We start from the raw sequence: 17,550 nt of genomic DNA, 5'->3' as shown, positions 1-17,550 counted from the left end.
TCATATCCAGCCTTCGGAGAGGTTAGGTTTGCGTATGGATCCTGCAATCGAGCTCGTGGGCATCGACAAGAAATTCGGTGCCGTTCACGCCAACAAGAATATCAATCTGACCGTCGCCAAGGGCACGATCCACGGCATCATCGGGGAAAATGGCGCCGGAAAATCGACTTTGATGTCGATACTCTATGGTTTTTACCAGGCAGATGCCGGTGAAGTCAGGGTAAACGGCGCACCCGTTGCGATCCGTGACAGTCAGGCCGCGATCAATGCCGGTATCGGCATGGTGCATCAGCATTTCATGCTGGTGGAAAATTTCACCGTTCTGGAAAACGTCATGCTGGGTGCGGAGGGCGGCGCATTGCTGGCCAAAGGCCGGGCCGGAGCGCGCAAGGAGCTGAAGCGTCTCGAGGATGATTACGGACTGGAAGTCGATCCGGATGCGGTAATCGAGGAATTGCCTGTTGGTCTGCAACAGCGCGTCGAAATCCTCAAAGCCATGTATCGTGGTGCCGAAATCCTGATTCTCGACGAGCCGACCGGCGTTCTGACGCCGGCTGAGGCCGATCACCTTTTCAAGATTCTCGGTGTCCTGCGTGAGCAGGGCAAGACCATCATCCTCATCACCCACAAGCTGCGCGAAATCATGGCGATCACGGACTCCGTCTCCGTCATGCGCCGCGGCGAAATGGTGGCGACCCGCAAGACCTCCGAAACCAGCGTCGAGGAACTGGCCGAACTGATGGTCGGCCGCCGTGTGCTGCTGCGGGTGGAAAAGGGCGAGACGACGCCGGGCGAGGTTCTTCTCTCCATCCGTAATCTCACCGTCAAGGACAGCCGTGGCGTCACCATGGTCGACGATGTCTCGCTGGATGTCCGCGCCGGTGAAATCGTCGGCATCGCCGGGGTCGCCGGCAATGGTCAATCGGAACTGCTGGAAGCCATCGCCGGCATACGCAAGCCCTCTTCGGGCGAGATATGGGTGGATGGTCAGAAGGTGGATCGTCCCGATCCTGCGATCCTGCGCAAACTTGGTCTGGCGCATATCCCGGAAGACCGCCATCATATGGGGCTGGTGCTGAAATTCGAGGAATATGAAAACTCCATCCTTGGTTATCACCATGACGAGCGTTACGGAAAGGGGCCTTTCCTGAATCCCGAGGCCATCCGCAAGGATGCCGTCGAAAAGATCGAGAAATACGATATCCGGCCGCCGAACCCGCATTTGAAGACCGCCAATTTTTCCGGCGGCAATCAGCAGAAGATCGTCGTTGCCCGCGAAATCGAACGCGACCCGAAGATGCTGATCATCGGCCAGCCGACACGCGGCGTGGATATCGGCGCCATCGAATTCATCCACCGCCGCATCATCGAAATGCGTGATGCCGGCAAGGCGATTTTACTGGTTTCGGTCGAACTCGATGAAATCCGCTCCCTTTCGGACCGGATCATGGTCATGTTCGCCGGCCGTGTCGTTGGAGAAAAAACGGCGGAAGCCGAAGAACAGACGCTGGGCCTGATGATGGCCGGCATCGCCGCATGAGGCATGAATGAGCACCGCTTCCGCACCCCTACCAAACTGGATCAGCTATGGCCTGTTGCCATTGCTGAACGTCATCACCGCCTTTCTGATTTCCGGGCTCGTCGTCTGGTCCATCGGCGAAAATCCGCTGGCAGCACTTCGCCTGCTGATTGAAGGTGCGCTCGGCCGTGGCGACGCCATCGGCTTCACGCTGTTTTATACGACGAGCTTCATCTTCACCGGCCTCTCCGTCGCCGTGGCTTTTCATGCCGGCCTGTTCAACATCGGCTCCGAAGGTCAGGCCTACGTTGGCGGGCTGGGTGCGGCGCTGGTGGCGCTGGCACTTGACCGTTACGTGCCATGGTATGTGACGATGCCCTTCGCCGTCATCGGCGCTGCGGTTTTTGGTGCCGCCTGGGCCTTTATTCCGGCCTGGCTTCAGGCCAAACGCGGCAGCCACGTCGTCATCACCACCATCATGTTCAACTTCATCGCTGCGGCCTTGATGGTTTACCTGCTGGTGAATGTGCTGATCGTGCCGGGCAAGATGGCGCCGGAAACGCGCACCTTCCTGCCCGGTGGACAATTGCCGAAGCTGGACTGGCTGATGGCGTGGTTCGGCCTCAAGCTCGGGCCGGCGCCGTTCAACGTCTCCTTCCTTATCGCTCTGGTAATGTGTTTCCTCGTCTGGGTGCTGATCTGGCGCACCAAGCTTGGTTATGAGATGCGCACGCTCGGTGTCAGCCCTTCCGCTGCCATCTATGCCGGCATTCCCTATGCACGCACCGTCATCATCGCCATGCTCATTTCTGGCGGTCTGGCGGGCATGATGGCGCTGAACCCGGTCATGGGCGCTTCAGCGCGCCTGCAGGTGGAATTCGTCGGCGGTGCGGGTTTCGTCGGCATCGCCGTATCGCTGATGGGGCGAAGCCATCCGCTCGGCATCATTTTCTCGGCATTGCTGTTCGGCATTCTCTATCAGGGCGGCGCGGATCTTTCCTTCGAGATGCCCAACATTACCCGCGAGATGATCGTGGTTATCCAGGGTCTGGTGATCCTGTTCGCCGGCGCGCTGGAATATATGTACCGGCCGACGATCGTCCACATCTACCAGCGTTTGGCAAAGGGGTGAGCTGACATGGATTTTTTCGATATGCTGGTCAGCATTCTCGGCTCGACCGTCCGTCTCACCATCCCGCTTCTGTTCACCGCACTGGCCGGGCTGTTTTCCGAACGCGCCGGCGTGTTCGATATCGGCCTTGAAGGCAAGATGCTGGCGGCGGCCTTTGCTTCCGCCTGTGTCGCCTATCTTACCGCAAACCCGTGGGCCGGTCTTCTGGCCGGCATTGGCGTCTCCATCGCGTTCTCGCTGATCCATGGCTTTGCCGTGATTACCAATCGCGGCAACCAGATCGTTTCAGGTGTGGCGCTCAACTTCATCGCTGCCGGTCTGACGGTGGTTCTGGGCCAGGCATGGTTTGGGCAAGGTGGCCGCACGCCGCAATTGCCCGGGGAGGGGCGTTTTGCGCCAATCATCCTGCCCGGCGCGGATGCGATGCGCGAAGTCCCCTTCATCGGCCCGCTCTATGCCAATGTCATTTCCGGCAACAATATCCTCACCTATCTCGCCTTCCTGGCTGTACCGCTCTCCTGGTGGGTGCTTTACCGCACCCGTTTCGGCCTGCGCCTGCGCGCCGTCGGTGAAAATCCGGGCGCTGTCGATACGGCGGGCATTTCGGTGACGTGGATGCGTTACCGCGCGGTTATCGTCGCCGGTTTCCTCTGCGGTTTCTCAGGCGCCTATCTCGCCGTAGCACAATCGGCGGCCTTCATCGCCAACATGTCGGCCGGCAAGGGCTATATCGCGCTTGCCGCCTTGATCTTCGCGAAATGGAAGCCGGTGCCGGTCATGTTCGCCTGCCTGCTGTTCGGTTTTCTCGATGCCTTCGCCAATTTCATGCAGGGCAAATCCGTGCCTGGCATCGGCGAGGTGCCGGTGCAGATTTTCCAGGCAATGCCCTATATTTTGACCTGCATCCTGCTTGCCGGTTTCATTGGCGTTGCCAAGCCCCCCAAGGCCGGTGGCGTTGCCTATGCGAAGGAGCGTTAAACCCATGTCTGACCCGACATCCCATGCCCTGTTCGAGGCGGCGGTGGAGGCCATGGCCTTCGCTTATGCGCCTTATTCGAAATTTCCCGTCGGCGCGGCGATCCGCGCTGATGACGGCAAAATCTACAAGGGTGCCAATATCGAGAACATTTCCTTCCCGCAGGGTTGGTGCGCGGAACCGTCCGCTATCAGCGCCATGATCATGGGCGGGGCAAAAAAGATCAGCGAAGTCGCCGTCTTTGCCGAAAAGCTGCCGCTCTGCACGCCTTGCGGTGGTTGTCGCCAGAAGATTGCCGAATTCGCCACACCGCAGACGAAGATCTATCTTTGCGACGAAACCGGCGTCCAGAAGGTCATGACCATGGAAGAGCTTCTGCCCTCCGTCTTCAAGACCGAGTTGCCCTGATGACGGATGGCTTGATCGATATTCTGGTGGAGCGCCTGAACGGCCTGATGCCGCGCGTCGCCATTGTTCTCGGCTCTGGCCTGGGGTCGCTGGTGGAAGAAGTCAGCGACCCGATCCGTGTGCCCTATGCCGATCTTCCCGGGTTTCCCGCCGGTGGCGTTTCCGGCCATGCGGGCGAGCTGGTGGCCGGTTATCTCGGCGGCGAGCCCGTCATGATGCTGTCCGGTCGGGTGCATTTCTACGAAAAGGGCGATCCGGCGGCGATGCGCCCGGTCATCGAGGCGTTGGCCGGTCTCGGCGTGCAATCGCTCATCCTCACCAATTCGGCTGGTTCGGTAAGGCAGGATATGCCGCCCGGCTCCGTCATGCAGATCACCGATCACATCAATTATTCCGGCATGAATCCGCTGATCGGCGAGGAAAGCGACCGCCGCTTCGTCGGCATGACCACGGCTTATGATCCGGACCTGATGCTGGCAATGCGTAACGCCGCGATCCGCGCGACGGTGCCTTTGTTCGGCGGCGTCTATATGTGGTTTTCCGGGCCAAGCTTCGAAACGCCGGCGGAAATTCGCATGGCGCGGCTTCTCGGCGCGGATGCCGTTGGCATGTCCACCGTGCCGGAAGTCATCCTCGCGCGCTTTTTCGGGATGCGCGTTGCCGCCGCATCGGTTATTACCAATTACGGTGCCGGCATGACTGGTGCGGAACTGAGCCATGAGGAAACCAAGGACATGGCTCCCGTGGGCGGCAAGCGACTTGCCGCCATTCTGAAGGAAATGATCTCAGGAGGAGCGTGACCATGGAACTCCAGCGTCCGCGCGAAGCGGCTGCCCTCACTCTGTCCTTGCTGGACCTGACCAATCTCAAGGAAGACTGCACGCCGCAGCAGATCGCCGCTTTGTGCCAGCGCGCGCATACGGATTATGGCAACACTGCCGCCATCTGCATCTGGCCGCGTTTCGTGGCGCAGGCGCGTGCGGCTTTCGGCAAAGAGCATGTGATCCGCATCGCCACCGTCGTCAATTTCCCCTCGGGCGATCTTGATATCGCGACTGTCGTGGCGGAAACGGAAGCAGCGATCCGTGATGGTGCCGATGAAATCGACCTCGTCATCCCCTATCGTAAATTCATAGCAGGCGATGAAGCGGCGGTTAGCGAAATGGTAGCGGCCGTGCGCAAGGCTTGTGTCGCACCCGTGCTGCTCAAGGTCATTCTCGAAACCGGCGAGTTGAAGGACAAGGCTCTGATCCGCCGCGCCTCCGAACTCGCCATCGCCGAAGGCGCTGACTTCATCAAGACCTCCACAGGCAAGGTCGCCATCAATGCCACGCTGGAGGCGGCAGACATCATGTTGCAGGCGATCCGCGACAGCCGGCAGAAAGTTGGTTTCAAACCTGCCGGTGGCATCGGCACGGTGGAGGATGCGACGCTTTACCTGCGGCTGGCGGAAACCATCATGGCACCCAACTGGGCCATGCCGTCCACTTTCCGCTTCGGTGCTTCGGGCGTTCTCGACGATGTGCTGAACGTGCTGGCCGGCGGCGAACCGGCCAAGGCCGCCAGCGGGTATTGAGCTTGATCCCGCAGGAAATCATCCGCCGCAAACGCGATGGCCTGTCTCTTGAGCCGCAGGAGATTGCCGCTTTCATCGGCGCGCTGTCGAAAGATGGCATATCGGAAGGGCAGGCGGCCGCCTTTGCCATGGCGGTGTTTTTTCGTGGCATGAACCGCGACGAGATGGTGGCGCTGACGCTCGCCATGCGCGATAGTGGCGATGTCCTCTCATGGAGCGATATTGGCAGGCCGGTGGCAGATAAGCACTCGACCGGTGGCGTCGGTGACAACGTTTCCCTGATGCTCGCTCCCATCGTTGCCGCCTGCGGTCTCGCCGTGCCGATGATTTCCGGCAGGGGCCTTGGCCACACCGGCGGCACGCTTGACAAGCTGGAAGCCATCCCGGGTTACAATGTCATGCCGGACGAGGCTTTGTTCCGCCAAACGGTGAAGGCGGTCGGCTGCGCCATCATCGGCCAGACAGGCGATCTCGCCCCAGCCGACAAACGCCTTTACGCTATCAGGGATGTGACCGCGACGGTTGATTCCGTACCGCTGATCACCGCCTCCATCCTGTCGAAGAAGCTTGCAGCCGGGCTTGAGACGCTGGTTCTCGACGTGAAGGTCGGCAACGGTGCTTTCATGCAGAGCGTGGAGGATGCCCGCAATCTGGCCCGTGCGCTGGTCGATGTGGCGAATGGTGCGGGTCTTCCGACGACGGCGCTTATAACCGACATGAACCAGCCACTTGGTGATGCAGCCGGCAATGCCGTCGAAATCGTCAATTGCCTGGATTTTCTGGCTGGTCGCAAGGCTGGAACCCGTCTGGAGAAGGTGGTCTTGTCCTTCGCCGCGGAAATGCTGGTGCAGGCTCAAAAGGCTGCCACGCTGGAGGAAGGCGAGGCGCTGGCCGCGGCCGCTCTGTCCTCCGGTCGGGCCATGGAAATCTTTGCGCGGATGGTTTCAGCACTGGGCGGACCCTCGGATTTCGTTGAGGACCCGACCCGTTATCTACCGTCCGCGCCGGTTGTTCTTCCGGTGCAGGCTGAGCGAAGTGGCTGGCTAACATCCTGCGAAACGCGTGATCTTGGCATGGTCGTCGTCGAACTTGGTGGGGGCAGGAGAACGCCGTCGGACATCATCGATCCGGCGGTCGGTATTTCAGATATCCTGCCGCTTGGCGTAAAGGTGGAAAAGGGCGAGCCGATCGCCATTGTCCATGCGGCTTCGACGGATGAGGCGGAACGTGCCGTCAAAAGGATAACGGCCTGTTACGCGATCGCCGACAATGCACTGGAGATCGTTGATCCCATCCTCGAGCGGATCACCTGACCAGCCGCATTTCACCGCCCGAGACTTTGAAGGATGACAGTTGTTTCAAAAAGCTCATGCCGATCAGCATGTTGCTCAGCGCATTGTCCTTCAGCACCATGGCATCGACATTCTGAACGCGGATCGGACCAATCTCCACCCGGTCAAGCTTCACATAGGCCGCCATGGTTTGGCCATTGGCTGTCGAGATCGCATATTTGTAGTCCAGACTGTTGACGCCGTAACCAAGTCGGCGCGCAATCGTCTCGTTGATCGCGACCATCGAAGCGCCGGTATCAACAAGCCCGTCGAAGGACTTGCCATTGATGCGGAAGGTGGCGTTGAAATGGCCGCGGGCATCTGCTTTCAGATTGATGCCGCCTAACGAAGCCGTTTGCGGCTTGGCGACCTCGGGTGCGGCCACCGGCTTTTCGACGTCTGTTTCAGGGCGTTGCTGGAATTTCTCCACCAGCGCCGGAATTTGCGTGGCGCTGACCGAAAGGCCGATAAGCAGAAAAATCGTGCGCGCCAGCAAGTCGTTGCTCCTCAAAGCCCAAGGTTATTCCTGGACAGGATAAGCGCAAAACATGCTGAAATCTTAAAAGAAAAAGCCATTCGCCGCGTATCGGACGGCGAATGGCTCAAACGGTTAAGCGAAGATAAACGGCGTTATTTGGTGCCGTACATGCGGTCGCCAGCGTCACCGAGGCCGGGGACGATATAACCCTTCTCGTTCAGATGTCTGTCGATTGCGGCGGTATAGATCGGCACATCGGGATGCGCCTCGCGGAAATTCTTGATGCCTTCCGGTGCTGCCAGCAGACACAGGAAGCGGATGTTCTTTGCACCCCGTTCTTTCAGCTTTTCGACAGCGGCGATGGAGGAGTTGCCGGTTGCCAGCATCGGGTCGACAACGATGACCAGACGGGCATCGAGGCTTTCGGGAGCCTTGAAATAATATTCGACGGCCTCCAGCGTATCATGGTCACGATACACGCCGACATGGGCAACGCGCGCCGACGGCACCAGTTCGAGCATGCCTTCCAGAAGGCCGTTGCCGGCGCGCAGGATGGAGGCGAAAACCAGTTTCTTGCCTTCCAGAACCGGAGCCTGAATGGTTTCGAGCGGCGTGTCGATGGTTTCCATCGTCATTTCAAGGTCGCGCGTCACTTCATAGCAAAGCAGCGTCGAAATTTCCCTCAGCAGGCGACGGAAGCCGGCCGTGGAAGTTTCCTTCTTGCGCATGATGGTGAGTTTGTGCCGCACCAGCGGATGTTCAATGACTGTGACGCCGTCCATGAAACTGGCCTTCCTTTTTGATCTTATGCCCCTGTCATTCACCGAAAGCGGGCTTTTCGCAAGCCTTCTTCGCGGTTTTACCCCGTCAACCGTCGTCTCGGGCGCGATCCAGTCTCGCAAGCAGCTGCCCGCGCGTCGCCTCGTCCACGAAGGCGCATTCCAGTGCGGTACGGGTCATGCCGTTGATCTCGGTGTCGCTGAAGCCGAACACGCCGGCGGCCAGCTCATATTCCCGGGCAAGCGAGGTGAAGAAGAATGGCGGATCGTCGGAATTGATGCATACACGCACTCCGGCATCGCGCAACGCCTTCAGCGGATGGCTGGCGAAATCCGGATAAACTTTGAGTGCGATATTCGACCCGGGGCAGACTTCCAAAACCGTTCCCGTCTCGACAAGCCGGGAGACGAGACCGGCATCTTCGATGGCGCGCACGCCATGGCCGATGCGTGCTGGTTTGATGAGATCGAGTGCATCGGCAACGCTTTCCGGTCCGCAGACCTCGCCGGCGTGGATGGTCAGTCCGAGACCCGCATCGCGGGCAATATCGAAGGCGTGCGCATAATCGGCAACCCGGCCCATGCGTTCCTCGCCGGCCATGTTGAAACCGGTCACCAGCGGATGCCGGGCACGTGCCGCATATTCGGCCGCTGCAATCACCCGTTCAGGACCGAAATGCCGTTCGCCGGTAACGAGGATACGGGTTTCGATGCCGGTCTTTTCCTTCGCGATCCGGATGCCTTCGGCGATACCGGCGAGATAGGCGTCAGCGCCAAGTCCGATACGGTCGCCATGGTCGGGTGAAATGATCAGCTCGCTATAGATCGTGTTGGCTTGCGCCAGTTCGGTCAGATAGGTCTCGGTCAGGACGGCATAGTCCTCATCCGTCTTGAACACCTGCGCCACCGCATCGTAGCACTGGATGAACTCGGCAAAATCCGACCAGACATATTGGCCGTCACGCAGGAAACCGCTGGTGTCTATGCCGTATTTCTCTGCCTGTTTTGCGACGAGGGCAGGCGGTGCCGCACCTTCGATGTGGCAGTGGATTTCTGCTTTCAGCAAATGCGATGTCAAATGAAGCTCCTGCCGTGTGAACCGGCGTCGATACCAAGATGATGGGCGATGCTTTCGCCGATATCGGCGTAGCTTGAACGAATTCCGACATCACGGGAGCGGATGCCCGGCCCGAATGCCATGATTGGCACCCGTTCGCGTGTATGGTCGGTGCCGCGCCAGGTGGGGTCGCAACCATGGTCGGCGGTAAGAATGGCGATGTCTCCCGGCTTCATCTTGCGATGAATTTCCGGGATGCGCGCATCGAAAGCCTCAAGCGCAGCCGCATAACCGGCAACGTCACGACGGTGGCCATAAAGCATGTCGAAATCGACGAAATTGGTAAAGACGAGGTCGCCATTTTCGGCCTCGTCTATGGCCTGCAGTGTCACATCCATCAGGGCGGCGTTGCCATTTGCCTTGATGACGCGTGAGATACCCTGATGGGCATAGATATCGCCGATCTTGCCGATGGCGTGCACTTTGCGCTCCGCCTCCACCAGCCGGTCGAGAAGCGTCGGTTCGGGCGGCGGCACGGAAAAGTCGCGGCGGTTGCCGGTACGTTCGAAGGTGGCGACCGTCTCGCCGACGAAAGGACGGGCGATAACGCGGCCGATATTCAAGGGATCAAGCAGTTTGCGCACCGTCTCGCAGAGCGCGATCAGCCTGGCCAGCCCGAAATGGCTTTCATGCGCGGCGATCTGGAACACGGAATCGGAAGAGGTGTAGCAGATCGGCTTGCCGCTCCTGATATGTTCTTCGCCGAATTGCGCGATGATGTCAGTGCCGGACGCATGGCAATTGCCGAGAATGCCGGGAATATCCGCCTCTTTGCAGATGGCCTCCACCAGCTCCGGGGAAAAGGCGTCGCCTTCCGTCGGGAAATAACCCCAGTCGAAGGTGACAGGCGTTCCGGCGATTTCCCAGTGGCCGGATGGCGTATCCTTGCCTTTTGAAACTTCGCTGGCTGAGCCATGCAGGCCGAAAATACGTTCCGGCGGCTCCATGCCGGCGGGAATATCGCCACTTGCCTGGCGCGCGATCTCCAGAAGGCCAAGCGAGCACATGTTCGGCAGCTTCAGCGGGCCGGATCGAAGCCCCGGCCTGTCGGCTGCACCCGCGGCACAGAACTCGGCGATGTGGCCGAGGGTATTCGCGCCTAGATCACCATAGTGCTCTGCGTCAGGTGCACCGCCGACACCGAAGGAATCCAGAACGAGAAGAAATGCTCTTGCCATAACTCACCGAAACAAAATGCGCCGACGGGCAATGTCAGGCCGAACTGTCGTTATAGATCAGCAAAACGTGAAGAAGGAAGTGCTTTTATGAACCATCCGGTAAAACCAGCTGTTCAATCAGCATCCCGTTTCGATTTCGGTGTGTTGAGGTTGCGCAGCACGTACCAGCCGGCCGCAACCACCATGGCCGCGAGAATATACCAGGTGACGGCGTAGGAGAGGTGGCTGTTGGGGAAGGTGAGCATGGTTTTGCCGCCAACCGGCAGGCCGCCCGGATTGGCCGTCGCATCCGCATCGACGTAAAACGGCGCCACGTCGGAGAGGCCGGATGCCTGCGTGATCTGGGGAATGTTGCGGGAATACCAGCGGCCATTTGCCGGATCGTTGGTTCGAAGGAAAAGTCCGCCGGTTTCCGGCGCGCGCATCAGCCCGACGATTTCGACGTTTCCGGCCGCTTCCCCTTCACGGCGGGTAGACGGATCGCGTTTGTCGGAGGGCACGAAGCCGCGATTGACGATCACGCTTGAGCCATCGTCCCGCCGCAGCGGTGTCATGACCCAGTAACCGGGGCCGAGATCCGTGACCGTGTAGACCTGAACCTCCTTGTCGTTGAGCAGGGTACCGGACAGTTTCACACGGCGATATTCATAATCGGCGGAATCGGTGAGGGCCGGCCATTCACCGGGGGCAGGCGCATCGACAGGCGCGGCATGGGCGCGGGCCTCGACACGCTCAATCAAATCCAGCTTCCAGAACAGGCGCTGGACCTGCCATGTTCCAAGCGCCAGCAGGCAGCCCGTCAGGATAATGGTCAAAAACAGGACGACGATTGCCGCAGGGCGGATACGCCGGTTTTGGGGTGCGATTTCGCTCATCTCATGGTCCTTGCGAAGCGCCTCTGGCAGCAGGATCGTCTGCTCCGGCGGGCCCTTGGCACCCGCATGCGCTTCCTCCAGCAAATAACCCCATAAATCGCGCCAGGATTCATGGGGTTATGTGTTGGCGCGGAGCGGCCGGCCGGAGGTCCGGCAGGCCGTTGATTTATGGCTGCTCAGGGCAGGTTTTTCACATCTTCGATGTGCAGCGGCATCATGTTCTTGTTCATGTTGTACATGACCCAGAGCGAACCCGAGAGCGTGATCAGCAACACCACAACGGTGAAGATCAGCGCCATGAAGGTCCAGCCGCCCTCGGACTTGGTGTCCATGTGCAGGAAGTAGATCATGTGCACGAAGATCTGGATGACGCCGAGACCCATGATCGCGATGACCAGCAGCGTCTTGTTTTCCAGAACGTCGCCCATGACCAGCCAGAAGGGGATCGCCGTCAAAATGACCGACAGGACAAAGCCGATCATATAGCTTTTGAACGTGCCGTGGCTTGCGCCATCATGGTGATGGTCGTCGCCATGCGCGTCGTGATGTGCGTGTGCTTCGGAACTCATCAAAGAACTCCCATGAGATAAACGAAGGAGAAGACGCCGATCCAGATGACGTCAAGGAAGTGCCAGAACATCGACAGGCACATCAGGCGACGCTTGTTCGCCGGGATGAGGCCGTGTTTGCCGACCTGGACCATCAGCGTGACGAGCCAGATGACGCCGAAGGTGACGTGCAGACCGTGCGTGCCGACCAGCGCGAAGAAGGCCGAAAGGAAGGCCGAACGCTGTGGGCCGGCGCCTTCCGCGATCAGATGATGGAACTCGTAGATTTCGACCGCAAGGAAGGCGAGACCGAAGAGGCCGGTGACACCGAGCCATATCAACGTCGTTTTCACCTTCTTCTTTTCCATTTCCAGCATGGCAAAGCCATAGGTGATGGAGGAGAAGAGCAGGAAGCCGGTATTGATGGCGACCAGCTTCAGGTCAAACAGGTCCGCACCCGAAGGGCCGGCCGCATAGTTACGGCCGACAACGGCATAGGTGGCAAACAGCGTCGCGAAGATGAGGCAGTCGCTCATCAGATAAAGCCAGAAGCCCAGCGAAGTGCCGTTCTCCGGGTGGTGGTCTTCCTTCAGGTAGAAGACCGGTGGTTCAGCGCCGGCGGCGCTTTGTGCAGGTGCATGAGCCATATTCGTTACGCCTGTTCCGCAAGCAGCTTTGTACGCTCAGCCTCGACGGTCGAAACGTCGGAAGCCGGAATGTAGTATTCGCGGTTGTAGTTGAAGGTGTGGGCAATCGAGACTGCGATGATGGCGAGCATCGAAAGAGCCGCAAGCCACCAGATATGCCACACCAGGGCGAAGCCGAGGACGACGCTGATGGCGCTGATGATGACGCCCGCGCCGGTATTCTTCGGCATATGGATCGGGATGAACCCTTCCTGCGGACGGTCGTAGCCACGCTTCTTCATGTCCGCCCAGGCATCCACGTCATGAATGACCGGCGTGAAGGCGAAGTTGTAGGCGGGCGGTGGCGACGACGTCGACCATTCCAGCGTGCGGCCATTATAGGGGTCGCCCGTCACGTCGCGCAGCTGATCGCGCTTCAGGTAGCTGACGATGAGCTGGATGACGAAGGAGGCGATGCCGAGTGCGATCAGGAAGGCGCCGAAGGCGGCGATCAGGAACCAGATCTGTAGCGAATTGTCCTCGAACTGGCTGATACGGCGAGTAATCCCCATCAGGCCGAGAATATAGAGCGGCATGAAGGCGAAGTAGAAGCCGATGAACCAGAACCAGAAGGACAGCTTGCCCCAAAACGGATCGAGACGGTAACCGAAGGCTTTCGGGAACCAGTAGACGATACCTGCAAGCACACCGAACACCACACCACCGATGATGGTGTTGTGGAAGTGGGCGATCAGGAACAGCGAGTTGTGCAGCACGAAATCCGCTGGCGGAACGGCAAGAAGAACGCCGGTCATGCCGCCGATGACGAAGGTGATCATGAACCCGATCGTCCAGAGCATCGGAACGTCGAAATTGATGCGGCCCTTATACATGGTGAAGAGCCAGTTGAAGATTTTCGCGCCCGTCGGGATCGAGATAATCATCGTGGTGATGCCGAAGAAAGCGTTGACGCTCGCGCCGGAACCCATGGTGAAGAAGTGGTGCAGCCACACGATGTAGGCAAGGATGGTGATGACACCCGTTGCATAAACCATCGAGGCATAACCGAAGAGACGCTTGCGGGAGAACGTCGCAACGATTTCCGAGAAGACGCCGAATGCCGGTAGGACCAGAATGTAAACTTCGGGATGGCCCCAGATCCAGATGAGGTTGACGTACATCATCGGGTTGCCGCCGAGATCGTTGGTGAAGAAATTGGTACCAACGTAACGGTCGAGGGTGAGAAGCGCGAGCGTGCCGGTCAGGATCGGGAACGAAGCCACGATCAGGATGTTCGAACACAGCGATGTCCAGACGAAGATCGGCAGGCGCATCATGGTCATGCCAGGTGCGCGCATCTTGATGATCGTCACGATCAGGTTGATGCCTGAGAGTGTCGTTCCCACACCGGCGATCTGCAGACCCCAGATGTAATAATCCACCCCGACGCCCGGACTGCCATCGATGCCGGAAAGCGGCGGATAGGCGAGCCAGCCGGTCTGCGCATATTCACCCACGAACAGCGAGATCATGGTGATGACGGCGCCGGCCGTGGTCATCCAGAAGGAGAAGTTGTTGAGGAAGGGGAACGAAACGTCGCGGGCGCCGATCTGCAGCGGCACGACGAAGTTCATCAGACCGGTGATCATCGGCATGGCCATGAAGAAGATCATGATGACGCCATGGGCCGTGAAAATCTGGTCGTAATGGTGTGGCGGAAGATAACCTTCCGAGCCGCCGGAGGCGATCGCCTGCTGGACACGCATCATGATGGCGTCGGCAAAGCCGCGCAACAACATGACCAGCGCCAGAATGATGTACATGATACCGATCTTCTTGTGATCGATGCTCGTGAACCATTCGTTCCAGAGATAACCCCACAGCCGGAAATAGGTGAGGGCGCCAACGACGGCGATGCCGCCCAGCGCCACGGCCGCGAAGGTGGCGACAAGAATGGGCTCGTGAAGCGGGATGGACTCCCATGTCAGCTTCCCGAACAGGAACGACGTTTGATCGGAATTGACGATCATTTTCAGCCTCTTGCGATTCTAAGACGTAAGGTCGGCGCAGCCAGGCCGCGCCGAAGAATGCCGGGACGTATCGTCAGCCAGCGACTTGTTTGGTTTCCGGCAGCGCTGCAGGCTCGAAAGTCTGACCCTTGATCGCAGCCGGAGTGGATTGGGGACCGCTGGCGACGCCGTAAGGCGCAAGCGGCGTGCAGACGACGGAGTTCAGCGCCTTGGTGATGTCGATGCCTTCCTTGCCGCCGCCGCCCTTGGCGTCGATATGCATCATGTCGCGCATGCAGAGCTTGTTGGGTTCGACACAGCGGTTGAGGATGGCGCTGTAAAGTTCCGGATCGACCGAGGCGAAATATTGCACCGGCTCGCGCTCCGAAGGCTTGGCGAATTCCAGATATTCCTGTCGGCCGAAGCCCTTGCCGCCTTCTTTCGCCTTGGCAACCCACTCGTCGAAGCCCTGCTGGCTGAGGCCATGGAACTTGAAGCGCATGTGGGAGAAGCCGGGGCCGGAGAAGTTGGCCGAGAAGCCGTCATAAACGCCTTCCTTGTTGATGACGGCGTGCAGCTTGGTCTGCATGCCGCCCATGGCATAGATCTGGCCGGCGAGTGCGGGAACGAAGAAGGAGTTCATCGCGGTCGTGCCGGTGATCTTGAAGTTGATCGGAACATCGACCGGAGCGGCGAATTCGTTGACGCTGCCAATACCGAGTTCGGGATAGAAGAACAGCCACTTCCAGTCCATGGCAACCACTTCCACCGTGATCGGCTTGATATCGGCGGTGACCTGACGGTTTTCGTCGATGCGCTCCAGCGGACGGTAGGGGTCGAGACGGTGGGTGGAAATCCAGGTTACCGTGCCGAGCATCAGGATGATCGCAACAGGGGCCGACCAGATCACCATTTCAAGGCGCGTCGAGTGGTGCCATTCGGGATCGTAATCCTCGGCTTTTGCCGACTCGCGATATTTCCACGCGAAGAACAGCGTCAGCACGATGACCGGGACGATGATCAGCAGCATCAGAACCGTGGACGTGATGATGAGATCGCGCTGCTGGATGGCGACGTCGCCCGAGGGATTCATGACCACGAGGTTACAGCCGCTGAGCAGCAGCAGTACCGGAATAGCCAGAAGGGCGGATGGGATTTTTTTGATCATGCGCACGTTCTCTGAACTCGTACAGTTTGGATTATGCCGCGAATAATTGCCGAACATCATTTTTAGAATGAGGTATATTGTCGCGGTGCAGCGAAACCTTCGCGATGCACCATGTGCGGGCAGAGCTGCGTTTGAAGGCGGAGCGGCTGCATTATCGCATAGCGAGCTTGCGGGGCAAGCCTTTCTTATCAAACTTCAATTGACGTTACGGAGGGTGCGTGTGACAATCCGTCGCATCGTAACGCAACGGAAGAGGAGCCCGAGCGTTACAGGGAATGGTTCGTCCATGACGCAGGAGGGATATTATGAGTTATAGCAATGCTGCTCCATCATTTGGGCAGGCGCCGGAAGCCAATGGTCATGGAACAGATCCGGTCAAGGTCGATCCGGATCGCATCACGATTGCGGTCATTCTTGCCAGAATGACGGAGTTTTTCGACTTTTTCATCTACGCCATCGCCTCCGCTCTCGTTTTTCCGCACGTCTTCTTTTCTTTCGTCGATCCGCTGACGGCTACGCTTTATTCCTTCGCGGTGTTCTCTTTGGCCTTTATCGCAAGGCCGATCGGCTCGCTGATCTTCCTCCAGATCGACCGCAAGTTCGGTCGTGCCGTCAAGCTGATGGCGGCACTGTTCACGCTCTGTGGCTCCACGATGGCGATCAGTTTCCTTCCGTCCTATGCGGAAGCCGGCATGCTTGCTCCCTGTCTTCTGGCAGTGTTCCGCATCGGCCAGGGTCTCGGTCTCGGCGGCGCCTGGGATGGTCTCGTCTCGCTGCTTGCCATGAATGCACCGCAGAAACAGCGCGGCTGGTACGCCATGATGCCGCAGATCGGTGCGGCCATGGGCTTCGGTCTCGCCAGCGCCTTTTTCATCGTTTTCGTCACGCAGCTTTCCAATGCGGAATTCCTCGCCTGGGGCTGGCGTTTCCCCTTCTTCGTGGCGCTGGCGCTCAATGTTCTCGCGCTTTTTGCCCGCCTGCGCATGATCGTCACGCCGGAATTCCAGGCCATGCTGGAGCAGCATGAGCTGGAACCGCGCCCGATGTTCAAGATGCTGCGCTCGCAGTTCCCGGTCGTCGTCACGGGTGCCTTCGTGCCGCTGGCAAGCTTTGCACTCTTCCACCTCGTCACGGTATTCCCGCTGAGCTGGGTTTCCCTCAACACCACCCAGCGCGTCTCGGACTTCCTGTTCGTGCAATTCGTCAGCGCCATCATCGCCGGCGGCATGATCGTGGTGTCCGGCATTCTGGCCGACAGGATCGGCAGGCGGAAGCTTCTGGCCATTGCGGCTGTACTCATTGGTCTATTCAGCCTTGTTGCACCGGTCCTTCTCGCTTCAGGCGATATTGGCCGCTATCTCTTCGTTCTGATCGGCTTCTCGCTGCTTGGTCTGTCTTTCGGCCAGGCGGGCGGCGCGCTCGCATCCCGTTTCAGCCGTGAATATCGCTATACCGGCGCGTCGCTGACCTCGGATATTTCCTGGTTGATCGGCGCCGGTTTCGCACCGCTCGTCGCACTCGGATTTTCGTCCAAATTTGGACTGTTTGCCGTCGGAATTTACCTGATGTCGGGTGCCGTCTGTACGCTGGTTGCCCTCTGGTTCAGTCGAACGCTGGAAATGCCTTCGGACTGATCTGGGCAATTTAACAATCCCTGCAGCCATCGCGCCGCGGAATCCTGTCGGATTTCGCGGCATTTTTGTTTTTTTATTGCGCGAGGCCGATTTTAATCTTGACTCGGTCCATCATGAAATATTATGTAAGCAATACTGACGTAATTCAGTGTGTCTCATTGCCGGAAATGCCGGCCACCAGGGAACGCGATGCGAA

The 17,550-nt window shown here is 59.0% G+C and carries 17 protein-coding genes; 8 read left to right on the top strand and 9 right to left on the bottom strand.

Annotated features, from left to right (window positions below; translation table 11 throughout):
* The first annotated feature begins 34 nt into the window (after positions 1–34).
* The 7 genes from M0412_RS12350 to deoA are packed head-to-tail and all read left to right on the top strand — an operon-like array spanning position 35 to position 6,924.
* Positions 35–1,540, top strand: coding sequence for an ABC transporter ATP-binding protein (locus M0412_RS12350; protein WP_269700657.1), 1,506 nt, complete (start codon positions 35–37; stop codon positions 1,538–1,540).
* Between the two features lie 7 nt (positions 1,541–1,547).
* On the top strand, positions 1,548–2,651 hold the full coding sequence (locus M0412_RS12345; protein WP_269700506.1) for an ABC transporter permease: 1,104 nt from the start codon (positions 1,548–1,550) through the stop codon (positions 2,649–2,651).
* 6 nt (positions 2,652–2,657) lie between these two features.
* Positions 2,658–3,629, top strand: a complete 972-nt coding sequence (locus tag M0412_RS12340) for an ABC transporter permease (protein WP_046799138.1) — start codon at positions 2,658–2,660, stop codon at positions 3,627–3,629.
* A gap of 4 nt (positions 3,630–3,633) precedes the next feature.
* Positions 3,634–4,035, top strand: coding sequence for a cytidine deaminase (locus M0412_RS12335; RefSeq protein WP_269700490.1), 402 nt, complete (start codon positions 3,634–3,636; stop codon positions 4,033–4,035).
* Entirely contained in the window at positions 4,035–4,835 is an 801-nt protein-coding gene (locus M0412_RS12330) for a purine-nucleoside phosphorylase (RefSeq protein WP_269700488.1), read from the top strand. The genes M0412_RS12335 and M0412_RS12330 overlap by 1 nt, the downstream gene beginning before the upstream one ends.
* Before the next feature lie 2 nt (positions 4,836–4,837).
* Positions 4,838–5,611, top strand: coding sequence for a deoxyribose-phosphate aldolase (gene deoC, locus M0412_RS12325; protein ID WP_269700486.1), 774 nt, complete (start codon positions 4,838–4,840; stop codon positions 5,609–5,611).
* On the top strand, positions 5,608–6,924 hold the full coding sequence (deoA, locus tag M0412_RS12320) for a thymidine phosphorylase (protein WP_269700484.1): 1,317 nt from the start codon (positions 5,608–5,610) through the stop codon (positions 6,922–6,924). The genes deoC and deoA overlap by 4 nt, the downstream gene beginning before the upstream one ends.
* Here the strand turns inward: deoA and M0412_RS12315 are convergent.
* The 9 genes from M0412_RS12315 to cyoA all read right to left on the bottom strand — a co-directional run bounded on the left by M0412_RS12315 (position 6,917) and on the right by cyoA (position 15,720).
* Positions 6,917–7,438 carry a TIGR02281 family clan AA aspartic protease gene (locus M0412_RS12315; RefSeq protein ID WP_161991288.1) on the bottom strand — a complete coding sequence of 174 codons (522 nt, stop codon included), beginning with the start codon at positions 7,436–7,438 and terminating at the stop codon, positions 6,917–6,919. The two genes, deoA and M0412_RS12315, sit on opposite strands and share 8 nt — an antisense overlap.
* 134 nt (positions 7,439–7,572) lie before the next feature.
* Positions 7,573–8,202 (bottom strand): uracil phosphoribosyltransferase, encoded by a 630-nt coding sequence (gene upp / locus M0412_RS12310; RefSeq protein ID WP_004439188.1) that lies wholly within the window; start codon positions 8,200–8,202, stop codon positions 7,573–7,575.
* A gap of 85 nt (positions 8,203–8,287) precedes the next feature.
* Positions 8,288–9,277: an adenosine deaminase gene (locus M0412_RS12305; protein WP_269700464.1), complete on the bottom strand. Its 990-nt coding sequence runs from the start codon at positions 9,275–9,277 to the stop codon at positions 8,288–8,290.
* Positions 9,274–10,494: a phosphopentomutase gene (locus M0412_RS12300; protein WP_269700462.1), complete on the bottom strand. Its 1,221-nt coding sequence runs from the start codon at positions 10,492–10,494 to the stop codon at positions 9,274–9,276. Before M0412_RS12300 ends, M0412_RS12305 begins: the two co-directional genes overlap by 4 nt.
* A 113-nt stretch (positions 10,495–10,607) precedes the next feature.
* Entirely contained in the window at positions 10,608–11,369 is a 762-nt protein-coding gene (locus M0412_RS12295) for an SURF1 family protein (protein WP_269700655.1), read from the bottom strand.
* Between the two features lie 176 nt (positions 11,370–11,545).
* Positions 11,546–11,938: a cytochrome o ubiquinol oxidase subunit IV gene (cyoD, locus tag M0412_RS12290; protein ID WP_035219607.1), complete on the bottom strand. Its 393-nt coding sequence runs from the start codon at positions 11,936–11,938 to the stop codon at positions 11,546–11,548.
* Positions 11,938–12,564 (bottom strand): cytochrome o ubiquinol oxidase subunit III, encoded by a 627-nt coding sequence (cyoC, locus tag M0412_RS12285; protein ID WP_142840769.1) that lies wholly within the window; start codon positions 12,562–12,564, stop codon positions 11,938–11,940. The genes cyoD and cyoC overlap by 1 nt, the downstream gene beginning before the upstream one ends.
* Positions 12,565–12,569: 5 nt before the next feature.
* The gene (cyoB, locus tag M0412_RS12280; protein ID WP_142840770.1) at positions 12,570–14,573 is read right to left on the bottom strand and encodes a cytochrome o ubiquinol oxidase subunit I; all 2,004 of its coding nucleotides are present in this window, start codon (positions 14,571–14,573) and stop codon (positions 12,570–12,572) included.
* Positions 14,574–14,646: 73 nt separating this feature from the next.
* Entirely contained in the window at positions 14,647–15,720 is a 1,074-nt protein-coding gene (gene cyoA, locus M0412_RS12275; protein WP_142840771.1) for a ubiquinol oxidase subunit II, read from the bottom strand.
* A 305-nt stretch (positions 15,721–16,025) separates the two neighbouring features.
* On the opposite strand from cyoA, the gene M0412_RS12270 reads away from it, so the two are divergent.
* Complete coding sequence (locus M0412_RS12270; RefSeq protein ID WP_269700459.1) at positions 16,026–17,354, top strand: MFS transporter; 1,329 nt, start codon at positions 16,026–16,028, stop codon at positions 17,352–17,354.
* The last annotated feature ends 196 nt before the right edge of the window (positions 17,355–17,550 follow it).

It is taken from the genome of Agrobacterium sp. O3.4 (genome assembly GCF_041414895.1).
GTDB classification, from domain to species: Bacteria; Pseudomonadota; Alphaproteobacteria; order Rhizobiales; family Rhizobiaceae; genus Agrobacterium; species Agrobacterium cucumeris.
The sequence above is the reverse complement of the archived record's forward strand: the minus strand, read 5'-3'. Positions and strand labels throughout refer to the sequence as shown.

Bases quoted from the DNA above. Each gene is read 5' to 3' on its own strand.
- M0412_RS12350 (WP_269700657.1), top strand. From the start codon at position 35: ATGGATCCTGCAATCGAGCTCGTGGGCATCGACAAGAAATTCGGTGCC.
- M0412_RS12345 (WP_269700506.1), top strand. From the start codon at position 1,548: ATGAGCACCGCTTCCGCACCCCTACCAAACTGGATCAGCTATGGCCTG.
- M0412_RS12340 (WP_046799138.1), top strand. From the start codon at position 2,658: ATGGATTTTTTCGATATGCTGGTCAGCATTCTCGGCTCGACCGTCCGT.
- M0412_RS12335 (WP_269700490.1), top strand. From the start codon at position 3,634: ATGTCTGACCCGACATCCCATGCCCTGTTCGAGGCGGCGGTGGAGGCC.
- M0412_RS12330 (WP_269700488.1), top strand. From the start codon at position 4,035: ATGACGGATGGCTTGATCGATATTCTGGTGGAGCGCCTGAACGGCCTG.
- deoC (WP_269700486.1), top strand. From the start codon at position 4,838: ATGGAACTCCAGCGTCCGCGCGAAGCGGCTGCCCTCACTCTGTCCTTG.
- upp (WP_004439188.1), bottom strand. From the start codon at position 8,202: ATGGACGGCGTCACAGTCATTGAACATCCGCTGGTGCGGCACAAACTC.
- M0412_RS12300 (WP_269700462.1), bottom strand. From the start codon at position 10,494: ATGGCAAGAGCATTTCTTCTCGTTCTGGATTCCTTCGGTGTCGGCGGT.
- M0412_RS12295 (WP_269700655.1), bottom strand. From the start codon at position 11,369: ATGAGCGAAATCGCACCCCAAAACCGGCGTATCCGCCCTGCGGCAATC.
- cyoD (WP_035219607.1), bottom strand. From the start codon at position 11,938: ATGAGTTCCGAAGCACACGCACATCACGACGCGCATGGCGACGACCAT.
- cyoC (WP_142840769.1), bottom strand. From the start codon at position 12,564: ATGGCTCATGCACCTGCACAAAGCGCCGCCGGCGCTGAACCACCGGTC.
- cyoB (WP_142840770.1), bottom strand. From the start codon at position 14,573: ATGATCGTCAATTCCGATCAAACGTCGTTCCTGTTCGGGAAGCTGACA.
- cyoA (WP_142840771.1), bottom strand. From the start codon at position 15,720: ATGATCAAAAAAATCCCATCCGCCCTTCTGGCTATTCCGGTACTGCTG.
- M0412_RS12270 (WP_269700459.1), top strand. From the start codon at position 16,026: ATGAGTTATAGCAATGCTGCTCCATCATTTGGGCAGGCGCCGGAAGCC.